Genomic DNA, 16,838 nt, shown 5'->3' with positions numbered 1-16,838 from the left:
AATGTGGGAGCGGGCTTGCTCGCGAATGCGGAGTGTCAGTCACCAGATGTATTGACTGATCCACCGCATTCGCGAGCAAGCCCGCTCCCACATTGATTTTTTGTTTCTTCAGTTATTGCGGTGTCCGGGCCGGCAATAGCTTGAGCGTACTGCGGGTATTCGCCGTCACTTCCTCATCATTGAAATGCGCCTGCTCATACCCGCCTTCGATGTACGTTTCCGCCTGATCGGAATAGTGCTTGTCGAACGGCACTCCACTCTGCCCGACCGGGTTGATGGTCAGCCCATGTGCGGCATCGGCGAAATCAATCAGGCGCCGGGTCGACGGCCCGTACGTCACCGGCCACGGCGCCGGGCCGATCTGTGCGGATTGGTTGTTGGGCACTTCATGGGTGCCGGGAGCGGCAAACGGGCCCACGTTGACGATCTTGTCCAACGGCTTCTGCGAGCCCAGTGGATGGCCGTGGGTCAGGGTGTGGGCCTTGCCCCATTGCCACTGCGATGGATCCTCACCAAAGGTCGCCTTGAGGTGTTGCAGGCTGTTGTCCCAGGCAAGCTTGACGGTCTCGGCGCGGTGGCCATCCCACCACGGCGAATCCGCTGAAGCGGCCAGGCGCGGCAAGGCTGCGTCCACTACCCGAGTGGTGAGCAAGGTCTTGAACATCCCATCGCCCAGTTTCGGGTGGAACGCCGCGTCAGTGAGGTTGAACAGGAACTGGTTGAACAGCGTGGCACTGGTGGAGTCCAGCGGGTAATCGCCTTTCCAGGCTGCCAGTTGCTCCACCAGCTTCAACTGCGCCGGGTCCTTGACCACCTCACGCAGCACCGGCAGCAGCGGTGCCAGCAGCCGTGGGCCGTAGGCGGTGGTGGTGCCGAGCTGCAAGGCCTGGCTGTTTTCCACGTCCCATTTCACGCTGTTGTCGCTCAGTTGCGCGTTCAACTGCTGGCCACGGTCTGCCAGGTTGTAATACCCGGGGATCGGCATGCCGGTGGGTGACGCGGGCTGGGCATTGGCGGACACCACATAACCGCGGGCCGGGTTTTCTTCCTGGGGGTTGGCGCTGAATGGGTAGAAACCGAGCTTGTCCGCCTGGGCGGTACTGCCGTCGAGGATAAAGCCCGGGTTGACCCCGGCCGGGCGGATCGGCAATTGCGCCGCCGCCCACCAACCGATATCGCCCTTGGCATTGGCCCATACGATGTTCAAGCCAGGCGCCTGGACCTTGGCCGCCGCCGCACGCGCTTTGGCGAGGGTATCGGCACGGTTGAGCTGATAGAAACCGTCGAGGATCGGATTTTCGGTATCCAGGAATGCCCACCACATGGCAATCGGCGTCTTGCCGGCATTCTCGCCGAGCACGTCATTGATGATCGGACCGTGGGGCGAGGTGCGCAGCGTCAAGGTTACCGGGTCCTGGCCCTTGACCGCGATCTGTTGCTCGCTGCTGGTCATGTCCACCCACTTGTCGTGGTACCAGACCTGGTTGGGGTTGTCCGGGTTGACCTTCTCGGCGATCAGGTCGAGGTCATCGTTCTGGAACATGGTCAGGCTCCAGCCGAAATCCTTGTTGTGGCCCAGGAACGCCACCGGCACCAGCGCGTTGTGATAGCCGTAAAGCTCGAAGCTCGGCGCCGACAGCTGCGCCTCGTACCACACCGACGGCACCGAGAAACGGATGTGCGGGTCACCCGCCAGCAACGGCTTGCCGCTCTTGGTGCGGCTGCCGCTGATGGCCCAGGCGTTGCTGCCTTCGAACTGCGGCAGGCCGTTGTCGGCCATGGCCTGTTCGCTCAACTGGGCAATGGTGCCGAGGTCTTTCCAGTCACCGGCCGCCAGGTTCAGCGCGCCCTTGGGCTGCCAGTCGAGGTCGAAGACCTTCAGGTAGTCGTTGCCCAACTGATCGCGTACGTAGGTCAGCAAGGGTTCGGTGCGAAAGGCTGCGGCAAAGCTGTAGGCCAGGTAGCCGGCGACGCTGATGGTGTCTTCGGCGGTGAACGGGCGCTTGGGGATGCCCAGTACGTCGAACTCCATGGGTTTGGCGTGGCTGTCCTGATACTGGTTCACCCCGTCCAGGTAGGCTTGCAGGGCCTTCCAGGACGCAGACTCATGGTCCATGTGCTCGACGTAGCTCAAGGCGCGCTCGCGAATGCGCAGGCTGCGAAATAGCTTGTCGGTCTCCAGCAGCTTGGGTCCCAGCACCTCGGCCAGCTCGCCACGGGACAGGCGCCGCATGATTTCCATCTGGAACAACCGGTCCTGGGCATGCACGTAGCCGAGAGCACGGTACAGGTCGGTCTCGTTCTCGGCGCGGATATGCGGCACGCCTCGGTCGTCGTAGCGCACCGTGACCGAACCTTGCAGATGGGCCAGCTCCACCGTGCCCTGGCGGGTCGGCTGCTTGCTGTACACGTACCAGCCGGCGCCAACCATAAGGGCTACGAGCAGGATGGCCAGCGCGGTCAGGATGCGTTTCATGGGTTGTCCCTTATTAGTCGGTCACCGTGAAGATTCGGGCAGTTTAGTGGGTTTGGCGAGCGCTGCGGAAAATGCTCTCGGGTTCGTGCTCCCTGAACCTGAGCTGCATGAAGTGGGGGTTCTGAAGTGGGCCGCGGGTAGGCGGAGTATTATGTTTACTCTGTTACATGAAACCAGCGGCGCGATGATTCACCCCGTCATCCGGGCGCGCCTTTGCTATCACTTTCGGAATGCAATTTATGACAGATCCCAGCCGTGCACAGGTGCCTTATGCCTGCTGCATGGAAACGCCATCGCTGATCAGCAATTTTTTGCGATACCCGCCGGTGGGTTTCACTGCCCAGCTGTCAGCACAGGGACTGCCGTACTTTTTCACCCGGTTCGATCTGCAGACCACCGCCGACGATGAGCTGCGTACCCGCCTGCGCAGTTGGCCCGGGTACCGTTTGTGGCAGTCATGGCTGCATATCGACACCTGTTTTATCGGCACCACGGTCAGCGAATATTCCCCGTTCCCGCTGAGCGTACCGCCACAGGACATGGCGCGATGGCTGCAAGAGGAATGTGCACCGCAACGCAAACTCACCATCGTCAAGGACGTGCCACTGGATTCTCCGCTGCTCAGCATTGAGGACAATCGCTACGCACACGCGTTGATCGAGGCTTGCACCCAGCGCGGATTCATCAATGTAGAGGGCCAGGCGCTGGCCTATGTACCGATCGACTTCAGCTCGACCGATGAGTATCTGTCGCGGTTGTCCCACAGCCGTCGCCGCAATATCCGCCGCAAGCTGCGCAGCCGTGATGAGCTGCGCATCGAGATCCTGGACACCGGCGATGCCCGCTTCAGCGATGAGCAATGGCAGCAGGAACTGTATCGGCTGTACAAGGCGGTGTACGCACAGAGCGAAATCCACTTCGACTTGCTCACGCCCGAGTTCTTCATCCAGTTGCTCACCGATGCCGACAGCGGCGGGCATGTGTTCTGCTACTGGGACGAGGACGAACTGGTTGGCTATAACCTGTGCTACCAGCAAGACGGCAAGTTGCTCGACAAGTACATCGGCCTGAACTACCCGCTGGCGCTGGAGCACAACCTGTACTTCGTCAGCTGGTTTGTGAACCTGGAGTTCGCCCTGGAAAAGGGCCTGCAGTTTTATGTCGCGGGGTGGACCGATCCGCAGGTCAAATCCAGCCTCGGCGCCAAGTTCACGTTTACCCGCCATCTGGTGTGGGTGAGGAACCCGCTGCTGCGCAAAGTGATGAACCGTTTCCGGCACCATTTTGAAAGCGATACCCAGTGGCAGCAGGAGCAAACCGCATGAGCCAGGCCCGTCCCGCATTGATCCTCGATTTTGACGGGGCCGTGAATAACATTCCCGGCGCCCTTACCCTGCCGTTGCAAGCCTGGCAGGAGAAAATCCGTTTCGGCTGCCGCTGGGCGCAGTTCAAGGAGCTGGAGAGCGCCCTGCACGCGCAGATGCCCAGCGATTACGGCTGTGTGTTTACCGGCAGCGGTGATTATCACCACCTCAGCCAGCTGTTGTTGAACCGTCTTCCCACCCAGCAAAAGATCCAGCTGATCATTTGCGATAACCACCCGGACAACATGCGTTATCCGTTTGGTATCCATTGTGGGTCCTGGGTCTACTGGGCCAGCCGCCTGCCGCAGGTCGAGCACGTTCACGTGCTGGGCATTGGCTCGCCGGACATTTCCCTCAAGCACGCCTGGGAGAATCACTGGTCGCCGCTGGTGAAACGCAAGCTGACCTACTGGAACACCAACGTCGATACTCGTTGGTTGAACTGGATCGGCGCAGGCCGCAGCAATCGTGCATTCACCAGCGCGGACGAGTTGATGAGCGCGTTCCTGGCGCAGCTCGACCCTTCGCTGCCGGTGTATCTCTCCATCGACAAAGACGTGCTGAGCCCGCAGGTGGTGAATACCAACTGGGACCAGGGCGAGTTTCTGGAGAAGCATTTGAATGCGCTGATCGATGCCTGCCACGGCAGCATTATTGGCGCGGACATTACCGGCGACGTGTCCGCCTACCACTACCAGAGCAAGTTCAAGCGCTGGCTGAGTGCGTCGGATGGCCAGGAAGAGCTGCCGGAGAACCAGGTGGTGATCTGGCAACAGCAGCAGAATGAGCTGAATGCGCGCTTGTTGACCCGTATCGATCAAAGCTGGGCCTAGCGTTTGAGAATCCGCCGCAGATGATCCAGCACTTGCTCGAACAGCTCGTCCGTCAGCCAGTGGCTGTTGCTAATCGACAGTGTCTGGGCGGCGAAGCTTTGCGCGCGGGGGATATCGGCGCCTTGCTGTAACAGCGGGGTGAGTGCCGGGTAGCCCGGCAATACGTGGATGAACAGGCGGGTGACGCCCAGGCCTGCCGTCCACAGCTGCGCCATCGCGGTATCGCGGGTTTGTGCGCTGGGCATCACCACCATCAAGAACGGCCAGGTGCCTTGCTGGCCCGGGCTGTCGGTCAACACCGACACGCCGGGCAAGCTGCTCAACTGCGCCACGCGACGCAAGGCCCGCAGGCGGCCTTGCTGCAAATGCTCGGGCAAGCGGGCCAGGGCTGCGGCGCCGACCTTCTGGCGATAGCCGCCGAGGCGGTGCAACGGAATATCGTTGACGGAAAAGTCGTCGCCTACCGCCGCCACTTCATCGCCCCGCGCCAACGCCGCCCGCAGCGGCTTGCCGTACACGTACTTCAGCCCGCGGGGCTGATACGCCGCGGCATAGCCCCACAGCTCGGCGCTGCGTTGCACTTCCCAGCGCAGGCTGAAGGGCAAGTCCTGCCGGCATTGCTGGTGCAACGCCTGATGCAGCGCCGGATCCCGGCTGAACAACACACCGCCTTCAGCCGTCGTCAGGCCTTTGCCCAGCGCCATGCTGAAAAAGCCGATGTCGCCTTTCAGTCCGACGCTTTTTTCATCATCCAGTGCGCCCATGGCTTGGGCGGCGTCTTCGATCACCGCAATGCCGAGTGGCTCGGCAATGCGCTTGGCAGCCTCCACATCCGCCACACGCCCGGCCAGGTGAGTGACGACGATCGCCAAGGTGTTTTGGTTGCACAGCTGCGCCAGCTGGTGTTCGTCCAGGTCGATGCTGCCGGGCTGCAGATCGCACGCCACCACGCGCAAAGGCGGGCAGTGATGGGCCGCCAGGGCCACCAGCGGGCAGGTATAGGCCGGCACGATAAGCTCGGTGCGCCCCGGCGTGCGCTGCTGCAACACCCGCAGCGCCATGATCAGCGCGGCGGTGCCGGAGCAGGGCAGGGCCGGCAGCGGGATGTCGAGCTGTCGGGCCAGGTCGCGGGCCAGGTCGCCCGAGCGGTTGAACAAGTCCTGCCAGCGCAGGGGAAGCCCCGCCGTTGGCGGAATCTCCCGCTGGCTGACAACGGGCGTCATGACGCCAGCGTCTGCGAGGGTTCGGCCTCGACGGTCTTGCTTTCTTTGTCTTCGCTGCGCGCCAGGCACAGTATGCCCGCGATAATCAGCGCGCCACCGACGATTTTGGGCAGGGTAAGGGTGTCGTTGAACAGCCAGACGGAGATCAGCGTCACGCTGATCAGCTCCAGGTGTGACGCCGCAAACGCCGGGCCCACCGGGGCGTATTTCAACAGCGTCATCCAGGTGAAAAACGCGCCGATGTAGCCCACGAATGCGCCGTAGATCCATGGCGCACCGAACACGCGGATCAACCAGGCGGCGTCCATCGTCAGCGGTTCGGCATGAATCGAGGCGAACTTGAAACTGACCTGCGCCAAGGTATCGAAAATGATCAGCGACAGAAAACCCAGGATATAAAACCGTTTCATTACTCGAACCCCACGACGGTCACGCCACAGGCGATCAGCATGATGCCGATCAACCGCCATTTGCTCAGGCTTTCCTTGAACAGGAAACGCCCGGCAATCATGATCACGACAATATTGATGGAGCCCAGCATCACCCCGACCGACAACGGCACCAGTGTCAGAAAGGCCAGCCACAGCACGAATTCGAACACATAGCAGATGATGCCCAGCCAGATCCACGGACGCTTGAGCATATGGCGCCAGTGGGCCATGCCGTCATGCTCGGCGCTGGCTGAGGCTGCGGCTTTGAACGCCAACTGGCCGGACGTATCAACGATGACGTTGAGTATCCAGAGGATGATGGTTAATTGGCTCATGTGTTCCCGTGTCGTCTGCTTGTACGGCTAGTTGCTTACGATACAGGAGCGTGCCGATACAGTTGTTCGAGTTTGTCGAACGAACAGCGTCTGTTCAGCTTGCCGAGTCAGGGTGGAGACGTTTCCCCGTTCCACTCGCAATAACAGCCGACCGCCAGGGTGTGGGTCGCATTGACCTCGCGTCCGCCTTCGAGGGCTTGCAGGATGGGCTCGATAAAGCTGTTGCTGGAGTTACACGTCAACCCTTCACTGTAGGGCCCGAAATACGCCAGCTTGCCGCTGCGGTCCCAGATGCCCACGGCAGGGCTGGCCGGCAGATGCTGGGCACCGGGCACGGCCTTGAGGGCCTTCATCGAGCCCAGGGTGGCGGGCAACTGGCCGTGGCTGCCGGCTTTCTGCAGGGAATAGAACTCCACGCCCTGGGGGGCGTACTGCTCGATCAACTCGCCAAGGTGCTGCTGGTTGCCGACATTGCACGGGCAGGCGGGGTCCCAGAAGTGCACCAGGCGGATCGGGCCCGGGCCGGCAAGCTCGGCCGGCAGGCTCAGGCTGTCACCGGAAAACACCGCCGTATGTTCACTGAATGCCCGCAGGTAGCGTCCCTGGAACCAGTCATACGCCGCCCACAACACCCCGGCGCAAATGATCACGATCAGGCTGGCGAAGAGGGTGGTGCGGTAGGGCTGTCGCATTTGGATCAATCCTCGGAGGACGCGTAGCTTGCCATGCTTGCCCTGACAGATGAATATCGCGGCTCGATATTCATCTGTTCAATGCGTTGAAGCCACAGTCTGGAAGTTCTTATGCCCGTTACGTTTGACCCTGATCATCTACGCGAAAGCTTGCGCCCACTGGTGGACGCGCAGCCGCTTTCAGCCGAGGCCCGGGTCTACCAGCGCTTCTACGGCCTGGACCTCGCTGCCCGCAAGGTGCCCGCGACAAGCCGCCTGGGGCGGTTTGCGGTGGATGGGTTCGACGTGGTCTGCCAGGTGTGGTGGCCACCGGTGCCGGTGGCGACGATGTTCCTGTTCCATGGCTTCTACGACCATATGGGCCTGTACCGGCATGCCGTGGACTGGGCGCTGGACCAGGGTTTTGTGGTGATCGCCTGCGACTTGCCGGGCCATGGCCTGTCCAGCGGCGAGCGGGCCAGCATTGATGACTTTGCGGTGTACCAGGACGTGGTGCAGGCGTTGTTTGAACAGGCCAGGGCGCTGCAATTGCCGCAGCCGTGGCACTTGTTCGGGCAAAGCACCGGCGGCGCGATTGTGGTGGATCACCTGCTTAGCCATGGCGTCGACAGCCCGGCCCAGGGCAAGACGTTCCTGTTGTCACCGCTGGTGCGGCCCCGCGCCTGGGGTTGGTCGCAGCTCAGCTATTACCTGCTCAGGCCTTTCGTCAAAGGCATTGCCCGGCGCTTCAGCGATAACACCAACGACCCGCAGTTCAAGCCGTTCCTGGAGGCCGACCCGTTGCAGCCACGGCAGTTGCCGACTGCCTGGGTGGGCGCCCTGGCGCGCTGGATCAAACGTGTTGAAGCGGCGCCACGCAGCACGCGGCGGCCGTTGATCGTGCAGGGTGAGGAAGACATGACGGTGGACTGGCAGCACAACCTGAAGGTGCTGCGCAGCAAGTTCGACCAACCGGAGGTGTTGATGCTGCCGCGCGGCAGGCATCACTTGGCGAATGAGATTCCGGAGATTCGGCAGCAATACTTCGGGTTTCTCACCGACCACCTGAAATAACGCAATCCAAATGTGGGAGCGGGCTTGCTCGCGAAGGCGGTCGATCAGTTAGCATAACCAGTGACTGGCACACCGTCTTCGCGAGCAAGCCCGCTCCCACAGGGTTACTGCGCCAGGCTCGAGGTGCTTTGGCCGACCGCCAGCCCGGCGCGAATCGCCGCCAGTGCCGCCTTGTAGTACGCCTTGCCCTCCGGCGACTCCGCGAACGTCGCGAACTCTTCCAGCTCCGGGTCGGACAAATCCCGGTAGACGTACAACAGCGTGTTGTTCAGATCATTGCCAATCTGCTGCATCAGGCGCTCACGCTGGCCGTTCAACATGCCCTGCGCCTGGCCGCCGCCCAACAGCCCGGGGATCATCTGGCTCAAGCTGTCGGCCGCCACGCCGGCAATCGCCAGGCTGACTTCAGCCCCGGCTTCCCGCGCAGGCAGGGCCTGGGCCAGGTGGCCGATGATCAGGCTGCGGGTGGCATCGGCTTCCATGTGCGGCAAGCCCTGGGCGTTCTTCGCCAGTTGATCGCGGCGGGTGGCCAGCAACTCGGCGGCGACAATCTTGCGGCCCAGCGGCGACTGGAAGAAGGCCAGTGCCGGCTTAGGGTCCGCCAAATTCTTGCGCAGTTGCGCTTCGGCGCGCTGGTCTACCGACTGGGGCGCGAAGCGTTTATTGCTGTTGTCCACCAGCGCCTGATACACCGCCGGCGGCAGGCTGTTGCGGTAGCGTTGCTGGGCGGCACTGAGGGCGTCATTAAAATGCGCGCGCTGGTCTGCCCAGCCGGCGACCTTGTACAACTGGTCATGGCTGTCTGCCCAGGCGGGCAAAACGCAGAACATCAGCAAGGAAAAAAACAAACGACGCATATGGACTCCTGTCAGTCGGCCACTATTGTCCGTGTCGGGCGTAGGATTTGTCGAGAAATCCTATCGGTCACCTGACTAAAGTGTATTCAGACGCTCGGCGGCTCTGTCGGATTCACAGGCGTATGGATACTATGCGCGCCATGCCCATACCCTCCGATCACCCGCTGCTGTTACGCATTGTCGATGACCTGGCCGCACAAGGCTGGTCGCAGCAGAATATCTTCCTGCCCGAGGCTCTGACCCTCGAACTGGCGGCTGAGTGCCAAAAACGCGCCGCCGAAGGTGAATTGGCGCCCGCGGCGGTCGGACGGGGGCCTTCCCAGGAGATTCGCGAGGGCATCCGGGGTGACCATATCCAGTGGCTGGAGCCGGGCGAGGTGGTGGCCTGCGATAACTACCTGGAGCTGATGGACAGCCTGCGGGTGGCGATGAACCGTGGCCTGTTCCTGGGCCTGGAAGACTTCGAAAGCCACTTCGCGATGTACCCGCCGGGGGCGTTTTACCTCAAGCATGTGGACCGTTTTCGCGATGACGACCGGCGCATGGTGTCGGCGGTGATCTACTTGAACAACGCCTGGCTGCCGGAACATGGCGGCCAGTTGCGCATGTACCTCAAGGGCGACGTCGAATACGATGTGGTGCCCACCGGCGGTTGCCTGGTGGTATTCCTGTCGGGGGAAATCCCCCATGAAGTCATGCCCGCCACCCGCGAACGCCTGTCCCTCACCGGCTGGTTTCGCCGGCGGGGCAACGAGCCGTTTTGATGATGCAAAAGATTCTGGTCAGCCGCTGCCTGCTGGGGCACCGGGTACGCTACGACGGAGGGGCCAGCGGGCCTTTCGACCAACTGGCCGCGTGGCAGGCCGAAGGCCGGGTGGTTGCCGTGTGCCCGGAAGTGGCGGGTGGCTTGCCGACGCCACGGCCGTCTGCCGAAATCCCGGGCGGGCAGGGGATTGACGTGTGGGAAGGCCGCGCCCAGGTGCTGACGGCCCAGGGGGAAGACTTCAGCGAAGCCTTCCTCGATGGCGCCCGCCAGGCATTGGCGCTGGTACAGCGTCACAATATCCGCGTCGCCGTACTCAAGGCCAACAGCCCGTCGTGCGGCAATCTGCTGACCTATGACGGTACCTTCACCGGCGTAAAGGTCACCGGCGAAGGCGTGACGGCGGCGTTGCTCAAGCGCCATGGGGTACTGGTGTTCAGTGAGCTGGAGTTGCCTGAAGCGGCAGTGGCCCTGGCAAAATGCTCAAGCCCGACATAGATCAACATGTGGGAGCGGGCTTGCTCGCGAAAGCGCAGTGTCAGTCACCCGATGCTCAAGCCGAGCCACCGCATTCGCGAGCAAGCCCGCTCCCACATTGACCGAGTCGTTTATTCGGCCTTTTTCACCGGCTTGCTCGCATCCATCCCGAACCACTTCTCCGACAGCGCCGCCAGCCGGCCATCGGCCTTCACTCGTTGCAGGGCCTTGTCCAGGCTGGCCTTGAACGCCGGGTTACCCTTCTGGAACGGAATCGCCAGGCTCAGCGTCGGGCCGACGTCTGCGCCTTCCTTCACTGGCAGCTGGCTGTCGCGAATCGCGTAGGGAATCAGCAGCCGATCACTGATGGCGGCATCGATCTGTTGATCGGCAACGTCCTTGATCGGCTGCCTGGCATCGGCATAGCTGCGCAAATCAACGCCCTCGGCGGTTCGCGCCTGCTCCACAAACTGGCTGCCCTGGGCCACGCCCAACGCCTTGCCCTTGAGCGCCGCAAAGCTGCCCAACGGGCGCTGTTCCTGCTTGCGCACGATCAGCTGTGCGCTGGAGTAGCTGTAGGGCTCGCTGAAGTCGAAACGATCCGCCAGTTCAGGAGTCATAGCGATATGGTTGATGGCCACGTCGTACTTGGCGCTTTCCACGCCGGGCAGCAACTCGGCGGCATCGACAGTGATAAAGGAGGGGCGTACGTCCATTTCCTTGGCCAGCAACTCACCCAGCTCCACTTCAAAACCGGTGAGTTTGTCGCCTTCCTTGAAGTTGAAGGGCGGGGTGTTGGCTTCCATTGCGATGCGCAGTTCCCCGCGGTCAAATACATCGTCGATCAGTTCGGCATGGGCCAAGGGACTTGCAAGGGGCAGTAAAAGTAACAGGCCAGGCAGGAAACGCATGGTCGCTCCTAAAGAATTCGAATGAGCGAAGCGTTGTTCAGGCTCGCTTTGCTATGGTGTTGAATGCCTTGGACAGCAATTTGTCGCGAAGTTGTCATAACCCTACAGATTTCCCGGAAAAACTGGAGAAGTGAATGAAAGCCTTTTTGACCCGTGCAACCCTGGCCAGCCTATTGCTGGGCGCTTCGATGCTGGCGACCGCTGCTGATGGCATCCCGCGCAGCGCTCCACCAGAAGGTGCCAAAGTGTTCATCGTGTCGCCCAAAGATGGCGCCACCGTCGATAAAACCTTCACCGTGAAATTCGGCATGGAAGGACTGAAACTGGCCCCGGCCACTAGCCAGGACCCGGGCACCGGCCACCACCACCTGCTGATCGACCAGAAAGAATTGCCGGATGCCAGCGTGCCGATCCCGGCCACCGATACCGTGATCCACTACGGCAAGGCACAGACCGAAACCGAGCTGACCCTCACCCCAGGCAAGCACACGCTGCAACTGGTAGCCGGCGACAAACTGCACATGCAGTTCAACCCGACTGTAGCCTCGAAAGTCATCACGGTTAACGTCAAGTAAGATTTGTTCAGACAAAAAAAGGGAGACCCGAGGGTCTCCCTTTTTTATGCGCGTTTAGCGATTAGAACAACACGCGGCTACGGATAGTGCCGTTGATGTGCTGCAGCTTCTCTTGCGCCAGGTCCGAATACTCGGCGTCTACGTCGATAACCACGTAGCCGACTTTCTCGTTGGTCTGCAGGAACTGACCGGAAATGTTGATGCCGTTTTCCGCGAAGACCTTGTTGATCTCCATCATCACGCCAGGGATGTTCTGGTGGATGTGCAGCAGACGGTGCTTGCCAGGGTGAGCCGGCAGAGCCACTTCCGGGAAGTTGACCGAGGACACCGACGTACCGTTGTCGCTGTACTTGACCAGTTTCTCCGACACTTCCAGGCCGATGTTGGCTTGGGCTTCAGCGGTGGAACCGCCGATGTGCGGGGTCAGGATCACGTTGTCCAGGCCACGCAGCGGGCTTTCGAAGATGTCGTCGTTAGAGCGCGGCTCTACCGGGAACACGTCGATGGCGGCGCCGATCAGGTGCTTGTCCTTGATCGCGTCGGCCAGGGCGTCCAGCTCGACCACGGTGCCGCGTGCAGCGTTGATCAGGATCCCGCCCTTCTTGATGGCGCGGATTTCCTTCTCGCCGATCATCCACTGGGTCTCAGCGGTTTCCGGTACGTGCAGGGTCACGATGTCGGACATGCCCAGCAGCTCGGTCAGGCTCGACACCTGAGTGGCGTTACCCAATGGCAGCTTGGTCAGGGTGTCGTAGAAGAACACCTGCATGCCCAGGCCTTCGGCCAGTACCGACAACTGCGTGCCGATCGAGCCGTAACCGACGATACCCAGCTTCTTGCCGCGGATTTCGAAGGAGTTGGCTGCGCTCTTGATCCAGCCGCCACGGTGGCAGGAAGCGTTCTTCTCGGGAATACCGCGCAGCAACAGGATCGCCTCGGCCAATACCAGCTCAGCAACGGAGCGGGTGTTGGAGTACGGTGCGTTGAACACCGCGATGCCGCGCTCGCGCGCTGCGTTGAGGTCGACCTGGTTGGTGCCGATGCAGAAACAGCCGACAGCTACCAACTTCTTGGCGTGATCGAAGATCTCTTCGGTCAGCTGAGTGCGGGAGCGAATGCCGATAAAGTGCGCGTCGGCGATCTTTTCCTTGAGCTGGGCTTCCGGCAGAGAACTGGTGATGTACTCAATGCTGGTGTACCCGGCGGCCTTCAGGACTTCGACGGCCGATGGGTGGACGCCTTCCAGAAGAAGGAACTTGATCTTGCTCTTATCGAGAGAAGTCTTGCTCATCTGCGTAAACCTGTATCCCGGAGAAAAATGGCAGGGAATCGGATCACGTAAGCTGACCCGGACGGCAGGAAAGCCGTCACCGCAGAACGCCCTTGGGCACTATCCTGCGGGGGCGGTATGCTAGCATACGTGCCCCGCTAAACACCCATTCCTGCGACGTGAAGCGTTCTCAGGATGACCATGAATTGTTCGAGAGTTCTGTCGATGACCCATCCTGCCCTGATTGATGAGCTGAAGACCCTGGTTGAGCCTGGCAAGGTCCTGACCGATGCTGACTCCCTTGAGGCTTATGGCAAGGACTGGACCAAGCATTTTGCGCCGGCCCCGGTGGCCATCGTCTTCCCGAAGACCACCGAGCAGGTGCAGGCCATCGTCCGTTGGGCCAATGAGCACAAGGTCGCGCTGGTGCCGTCCGGTGGTCGTACCGGCCTGTCGGCCGCTGCCGTCGCTGCGAATGGCGAAGTGGTTGTGTCGTTCGACTATATGAACCAGATTCTCGACGTGAACCTCACCGACCGCACCGCCGTGTGCCAGCCGGGTGTGGTCACCAAGCAATTGCAGAACGTCGCCGAAGAAAAAGGCCTGTACTACCCGGTGGATTTCGCCTCGTCGGGTTCCAGCCAGATTGGCGGCAATATCGGCACCAATGCCGGCGGGATCAAGGTCATTCGCTACGGCATGACCCGTAACTGGGTGGCCGGTATGAAAGTCGTCACCGGCAAGGGCGACCTGCTGGAGTTGAACAAAGACCTGATCAAGAACGCCACCGGCTACGACATGCGCCAGCTGTTCATCGGCGCTGAAGGCACCCTGGGCTTTGTGGTCGAAGCGACCATGCGCCTGGACCGTGCGCCGAAAAACCTTACCGCGATGGTGCTCGGCACCACCGACTTCGACTCGATCATGCCGGTGCTGCACGCCTTCCAGAGCAAGCTGGACCTGACCGCCTTCGAATTCTTTTCCGACAAGGCCCTGGCCAAAGTCCTCGGTCGTGGCGACGTGCCGGCGCCGTTCGAATCCGACTGCCCGTTCTACGCGCTGCTGGAATTTGAAGCGACCACCGAAGAAGTGGCCAACGATGCCCTGGCCACGTTCGAACACTGCGTCGAGCAGGGCTGGGTGCTGGACGGCGTGATGAGCCAGAGCGAAACCCAACTGCACAACCTGTGGAAGCTGCGCGAGTACATCTCCGAGACCATCTCCCACTGGACGCCGTACAAGAACGACATTTCGGTGACTGTGTCGAAAGTGCCAGCCTTCCTGAAGGAAATCGACGCGATTGTCGGCGAACACTACCCGGACTTCGAAATCGTCTGGTTCGGCCACATCGGCGACGGCAACCTGCACCTGAACATCCTCAAGCCGGAAAACCTGAGCAAGGACGAGTTCTTCGCCAAGTGCGCCACCGTCAACAAGTGGGTGTTCGAGACCGTACAGAAATATAACGGCTCGATCTCCGCCGAACACGGCGTGGGCATGACCAAGCGCGATTACCTGACCTACAGCCGCTCGCCGGTTGAAATTGAATACATGAAGGCAGTGAAAGCGGTGTTCGACCCGAACGGGATCATGAACCCGGGCAAGATTTTCGCTGTTTAACAGTCCCTGAAGGAGTCGGTCCATGAGCTACCAGCACAAGTATGTCGACGGCACCAATATTCACTTTCCCCTGGGGAAGGTGGTGTGCATCGGGCGTAACTACGCCGAACACGCCAAGGAACTGGATAACCCGGTACCGACCGAGCCGCTGCTGTTTATCAAGCCCGGCAGTTGCGTAGTGGCACTGGAAGGCGGTTTTGCCATCCCTACCGAGCGCGGTTCGGTGCATTACGAAGCGGAAATCGCGGTGTTGATCGGCAAGCCGTTGTCGGCCAAACCGAGCCGCGAGGAAGTGCTGGACGCCATCTCCGGCTTCGCCCCGGCCCTGGACCTGACCCTGCGGGACAAACAGGCCGAGCTGAAAGCCAAGGGCCTGCCGTGGGAAATCGCCAAGTCGTTTGACGGTGCGGCGGTGATTGCCCCGTTCGTGGTCGGCAGCACTTTCCCGGATGTGACGGATATCGGCATCCGCCTGACCATCAACGGCGAAGTGCGCCAGGACGGCAACAGCGCGATCATGCTCAACCCGATCATCCCGATGATCCAGTACATGGCCGGCTGCTTCTCGTTGCAGGCCGGGGATGTGATCCTCACCGGTACGCCGGCAGGCGTGGGCCCGCTGAATGTGGGTGACGAGCTGGTGCTGGAATTGCCGGGTGTGAGCCGCTTCGAAAGCAGCGTTCGCTGAATACCTGGCGAAACGCGGTCAAAAATGTGGGAGCGGGCTTGCTCGCGAAAGCGGTGTATCAGTGACAGATTCAGTGACTGATACTCCGCATTCGCGAGCAAGCCCGCTCCCACATTTGATCTGTGTACTGCCACCCAATCGTGTTTTTGCATTTTTTTCACACCCCATCCGGATAATCCTCAGCCTCCTGCGCGCGGACCTTTTGATCCTGTGCTATCCCCTAAAGCTGACTTTCTGGAAAGCGTAATGGCCGTGCCTCTCCCATCCGTAAAACCCACGTTTCGTTCACGCCTTGCCATGCGCTGGTATTCCTGGCTGTTCCTCGCCGGCGCGATCATTTACGGCGTGGCCTGGGCGATGCATTGGGACGACCGTGGCGTGCTGTGGGTGGCGGAGGGCTTCGAAACCCCGGCCGAGCGCCTGGAAAGCGTCTGGCTCCCGGACTACCACGCGGTGATCGACGCCAAGCTGCTGCCTGGCATGGAGAAGGACGAAGCCTCGGACCTCACCTACAACCCGCTGACCAAGACCCTGTTCTCGGTGATGGGCAAGAACCCGTTCCTGGTTGAACTGACCCTGCAAGGCGACGTGCTGCGCAAGATGCCGCTCAACGGCTGGAACAACCCGGAAGGCGTGACCATGATGGAAAACGGCCTGATGGCCGTGGTCGATGAGCGCCAGCACAGCCTGACCATCGTCAAGGTCGACCCGCAGACCCAGCAGTTGAACAAAGCCGACTTCCCGTCCTATGACCTGGGCCCGTCCAAGGACCAGAACAAAGCCTTTGAGGCGGTGACCTGGGACAAGCGCAACCAACAGCTGATCCTCGGCGAAGAACGCCCACCGGCCCTGTTCACCTGGAAAAGCGACGGCAGCCAGACCCTCTCCGGCGCCAAGCAAAAGCTCGCCAGCACTGAACTGGACATGCGTAACCTGTCGGCGCTGACCGTCGACCCACGTACCGGCCACCTGCTGGCGCTGTCGGCGGACTCCCATCTGTTGCTGGAACTGGACGAGAAGGGCGAGCAGGTCAGCTTCATGACCTTGCTGGGTGGCTTCAATGGCTTGAAAAAGACCATCCCGCGTGCCGAAGGCGTGACGATGGATGAGAACGGCACGCTGTACATGGTCAGCGAGCCGAACCTGTTCTATCGCTTCGAGAAGCAGGCGCAGTAGTTCGATTACGTCAGAATTCTCTCTATCTGCGGCATCCGCCAGACACCCGGGGCGTTTAAGTTTAAATTCAGGCGACCGTGATATTCATTCGCCA

The 16,838-nt window shown here is 61.1% G+C and carries 17 protein-coding genes; 9 read left to right on the top strand and 8 right to left on the bottom strand.

Annotated features, from left to right (window positions below):
- Positions 1-112: 112 nt before the first annotated feature.
- A complete protein-coding gene (locus tag JV201_RS27970) occupies positions 113-2,476 on the bottom strand; it encodes a penicillin acylase family protein (protein WP_219406273.1) in 2,364 nt (787 codons plus the stop codon).
- A 239-nt stretch (positions 2,477-2,715) separates the two neighbouring features.
- Between JV201_RS27970 and JV201_RS27965 the strand changes: the two genes are divergently transcribed.
- Both JV201_RS27965 and JV201_RS27960 read left to right on the top strand, forming a co-directional pair.
- Positions 2,716-3,801: a GNAT family N-acetyltransferase gene (locus tag JV201_RS27965; RefSeq protein WP_219406272.1), complete on the top strand. Its 1,086-nt coding sequence runs from the start codon at positions 2,716-2,718 to the stop codon at positions 3,799-3,801.
- Positions 3,798-4,673, top strand: a complete 876-nt coding sequence (locus JV201_RS27960) for a hypothetical protein (RefSeq protein ID WP_003213870.1) — start codon at positions 3,798-3,800, stop codon at positions 4,671-4,673. The genes JV201_RS27965 and JV201_RS27960 overlap by 4 nt, the downstream gene beginning before the upstream one ends.
- Here the strand turns inward: JV201_RS27960 and JV201_RS27955 are convergent.
- The 4 genes from JV201_RS27955 to JV201_RS27940 all read right to left on the bottom strand — a co-directional run bounded on the left by JV201_RS27955 (position 4,670) and on the right by JV201_RS27940 (position 7,354).
- The gene (locus tag JV201_RS27955) at positions 4,670-5,896 is read right to left on the bottom strand and encodes a DegT/DnrJ/EryC1/StrS family aminotransferase (RefSeq protein WP_219406271.1); all 1,227 of its coding nucleotides are present in this window, start codon (positions 5,894-5,896) and stop codon (positions 4,670-4,672) included. The genes JV201_RS27960 and JV201_RS27955 overlap by 4 nt on opposite strands.
- A complete protein-coding gene (locus JV201_RS27950) occupies positions 5,893-6,306 on the bottom strand; it encodes a multidrug efflux SMR transporter (RefSeq protein ID WP_008438917.1) in 414 nt (137 codons plus the stop codon). Before JV201_RS27950 ends, JV201_RS27955 begins: the two co-directional genes overlap by 4 nt.
- On the bottom strand, positions 6,306-6,662 hold the full coding sequence (locus JV201_RS27945) for an EamA family transporter (RefSeq protein WP_003213864.1): 357 nt from the start codon (positions 6,660-6,662) through the stop codon (positions 6,306-6,308). Before JV201_RS27945 ends, JV201_RS27950 begins: the two co-directional genes overlap by 1 nt.
- Before the next feature lie 107 nt (positions 6,663-6,769).
- On the bottom strand, positions 6,770-7,354 hold the full coding sequence (locus JV201_RS27940) for a DUF6436 domain-containing protein (RefSeq protein ID WP_003213861.1): 585 nt from the start codon (positions 7,352-7,354) through the stop codon (positions 6,770-6,772).
- A gap of 111 nt (positions 7,355-7,465) precedes the next feature.
- On the opposite strand from JV201_RS27940, the gene JV201_RS27935 reads away from it, so the two are divergent.
- Positions 7,466-8,407 carry an alpha/beta hydrolase gene (locus tag JV201_RS27935; RefSeq protein WP_008438921.1) on the top strand — a complete coding sequence of 314 codons (942 nt, stop codon included), beginning with the start codon at positions 7,466-7,468 and terminating at the stop codon, positions 8,405-8,407.
- A gap of 104 nt (positions 8,408-8,511) precedes the next feature.
- Here the strand turns inward: JV201_RS27935 and JV201_RS27930 are convergent, their stop codons facing one another.
- On the bottom strand, positions 8,512-9,264 hold the full coding sequence (locus JV201_RS27930) for a DUF2059 domain-containing protein (protein ID WP_008438922.1): 753 nt from the start codon (positions 9,262-9,264) through the stop codon (positions 8,512-8,514).
- Between the two features lie 131 nt (positions 9,265-9,395).
- Between JV201_RS27930 and JV201_RS27925 the strand changes: the two genes are divergently transcribed.
- Both JV201_RS27925 and JV201_RS27920 read left to right on the top strand, forming a co-directional pair.
- Entirely contained in the window at positions 9,396-10,028 is a 633-nt protein-coding gene (locus tag JV201_RS27925) for a 2OG-Fe(II) oxygenase (RefSeq protein WP_003213854.1), read from the top strand.
- 2 nt (positions 10,029-10,030) lie between these two features.
- A complete protein-coding gene (locus JV201_RS27920; protein WP_043226180.1) occupies positions 10,031-10,525 on the top strand; it encodes a DUF523 domain-containing protein in 495 nt (164 codons plus the stop codon).
- A 110-nt stretch (positions 10,526-10,635) separates the two neighbouring features.
- On the opposite strand, the gene JV201_RS27915 is transcribed toward JV201_RS27920, so the two are convergent.
- On the bottom strand, positions 10,636-11,415 hold the full coding sequence (locus JV201_RS27915) for a transporter substrate-binding domain-containing protein (protein WP_003213851.1): 780 nt from the start codon (positions 11,413-11,415) through the stop codon (positions 10,636-10,638).
- A 134-nt stretch (positions 11,416-11,549) separates the two neighbouring features.
- On the opposite strand from JV201_RS27915, the gene JV201_RS27910 reads away from it, so the two are divergent.
- The gene (locus JV201_RS27910) at positions 11,550-11,990 is read left to right on the top strand and encodes a DUF4399 domain-containing protein (protein ID WP_003213848.1); all 441 of its coding nucleotides are present in this window, start codon (positions 11,550-11,552) and stop codon (positions 11,988-11,990) included.
- 61 nt (positions 11,991-12,051) lie between these two features.
- On the opposite strand, the gene serA is transcribed toward JV201_RS27910, so the two are convergent.
- Positions 12,052-13,281 (bottom strand): phosphoglycerate dehydrogenase, encoded by a 1,230-nt coding sequence (serA, locus tag JV201_RS27905; protein WP_003213846.1) that lies wholly within the window; start codon positions 13,279-13,281, stop codon positions 12,052-12,054.
- Between the two features lie 204 nt (positions 13,282-13,485).
- Between serA and JV201_RS27900 the strand changes: the two genes are divergently transcribed.
- The 3 genes from JV201_RS27900 (at position 13,486) to JV201_RS27890 (ending at position 16,744) form a co-directional block, all read left to right on the top strand.
- Positions 13,486-14,880: an FAD-binding oxidoreductase gene (locus JV201_RS27900; RefSeq protein WP_003213844.1), complete on the top strand. Its 1,395-nt coding sequence runs from the start codon at positions 13,486-13,488 to the stop codon at positions 14,878-14,880.
- A 22-nt stretch (positions 14,881-14,902) separates the two neighbouring features.
- On the top strand, positions 14,903-15,568 hold the full coding sequence (locus JV201_RS27895; RefSeq protein ID WP_003213842.1) for a fumarylacetoacetate hydrolase family protein: 666 nt from the start codon (positions 14,903-14,905) through the stop codon (positions 15,566-15,568).
- Between the two features lie 246 nt (positions 15,569-15,814).
- Positions 15,815-16,744: an SdiA-regulated domain-containing protein gene (locus JV201_RS27890; protein WP_134327490.1), complete on the top strand. Its 930-nt coding sequence runs from the start codon at positions 15,815-15,817 to the stop codon at positions 16,742-16,744.
- Positions 16,745-16,838: the final 94 nt, after the last annotated feature.

The organism is Pseudomonas sp. Colony2 (assembly GCF_019382755.1).
Taxonomy (GTDB): Bacteria; Pseudomonadota; Gammaproteobacteria; order Pseudomonadales; family Pseudomonadaceae; genus Aquipseudomonas.
The sequence above is the reverse complement of the archived record's forward strand: the minus strand, read 5'-3'. Positions and strand labels throughout refer to the sequence as shown.

Bases quoted from the DNA above. Each gene is read 5' to 3' on its own strand.
- JV201_RS27970 (WP_219406273.1), bottom strand. From the start codon at position 2,476: ATGAAACGCATCCTGACCGCGCTGGCCATCCTGCTCGTAGCCCTTATG.
- JV201_RS27965 (WP_219406272.1), top strand. From the start codon at position 2,716: ATGACAGATCCCAGCCGTGCACAGGTGCCTTATGCCTGCTGCATGGAA.
- JV201_RS27960 (WP_003213870.1), top strand. From the start codon at position 3,798: ATGAGCCAGGCCCGTCCCGCATTGATCCTCGATTTTGACGGGGCCGTG.
- JV201_RS27955 (WP_219406271.1), bottom strand. From the start codon at position 5,896: ATGACGCCCGTTGTCAGCCAGCGGGAGATTCCGCCAACGGCGGGGCTT.
- JV201_RS27950 (WP_008438917.1), bottom strand. From the start codon at position 6,306: ATGAAACGGTTTTATATCCTGGGTTTTCTGTCGCTGATCATTTTCGAT.
- JV201_RS27945 (WP_003213864.1), bottom strand. From the start codon at position 6,662: ATGAGCCAATTAACCATCATCCTCTGGATACTCAACGTCATCGTTGAT.
- JV201_RS27940 (WP_003213861.1), bottom strand. From the start codon at position 7,354: ATGCGACAGCCCTACCGCACCACCCTCTTCGCCAGCCTGATCGTGATC.
- JV201_RS27935 (WP_008438921.1), top strand. From the start codon at position 7,466: ATGCCCGTTACGTTTGACCCTGATCATCTACGCGAAAGCTTGCGCCCA.
- JV201_RS27930 (WP_008438922.1), bottom strand. From the start codon at position 9,264: ATGCGTCGTTTGTTTTTTTCCTTGCTGATGTTCTGCGTTTTGCCCGCC.
- JV201_RS27925 (WP_003213854.1), top strand. From the start codon at position 9,396: ATGCGCGCCATGCCCATACCCTCCGATCACCCGCTGCTGTTACGCATT.
- JV201_RS27920 (WP_043226180.1), top strand. From the start codon at position 10,031: ATGCAAAAGATTCTGGTCAGCCGCTGCCTGCTGGGGCACCGGGTACGC.
- JV201_RS27915 (WP_003213851.1), bottom strand. From the start codon at position 11,415: ATGCGTTTCCTGCCTGGCCTGTTACTTTTACTGCCCCTTGCAAGTCCC.
- JV201_RS27910 (WP_003213848.1), top strand. From the start codon at position 11,550: ATGAAAGCCTTTTTGACCCGTGCAACCCTGGCCAGCCTATTGCTGGGC.
- serA (WP_003213846.1), bottom strand. From the start codon at position 13,281: ATGAGCAAGACTTCTCTCGATAAGAGCAAGATCAAGTTCCTTCTTCTG.
- JV201_RS27900 (WP_003213844.1), top strand. From the start codon at position 13,486: ATGACCCATCCTGCCCTGATTGATGAGCTGAAGACCCTGGTTGAGCCT.
- JV201_RS27895 (WP_003213842.1), top strand. From the start codon at position 14,903: ATGAGCTACCAGCACAAGTATGTCGACGGCACCAATATTCACTTTCCC.
- JV201_RS27890 (WP_134327490.1), top strand. From the start codon at position 15,815: ATGGCCGTGCCTCTCCCATCCGTAAAACCCACGTTTCGTTCACGCCTT.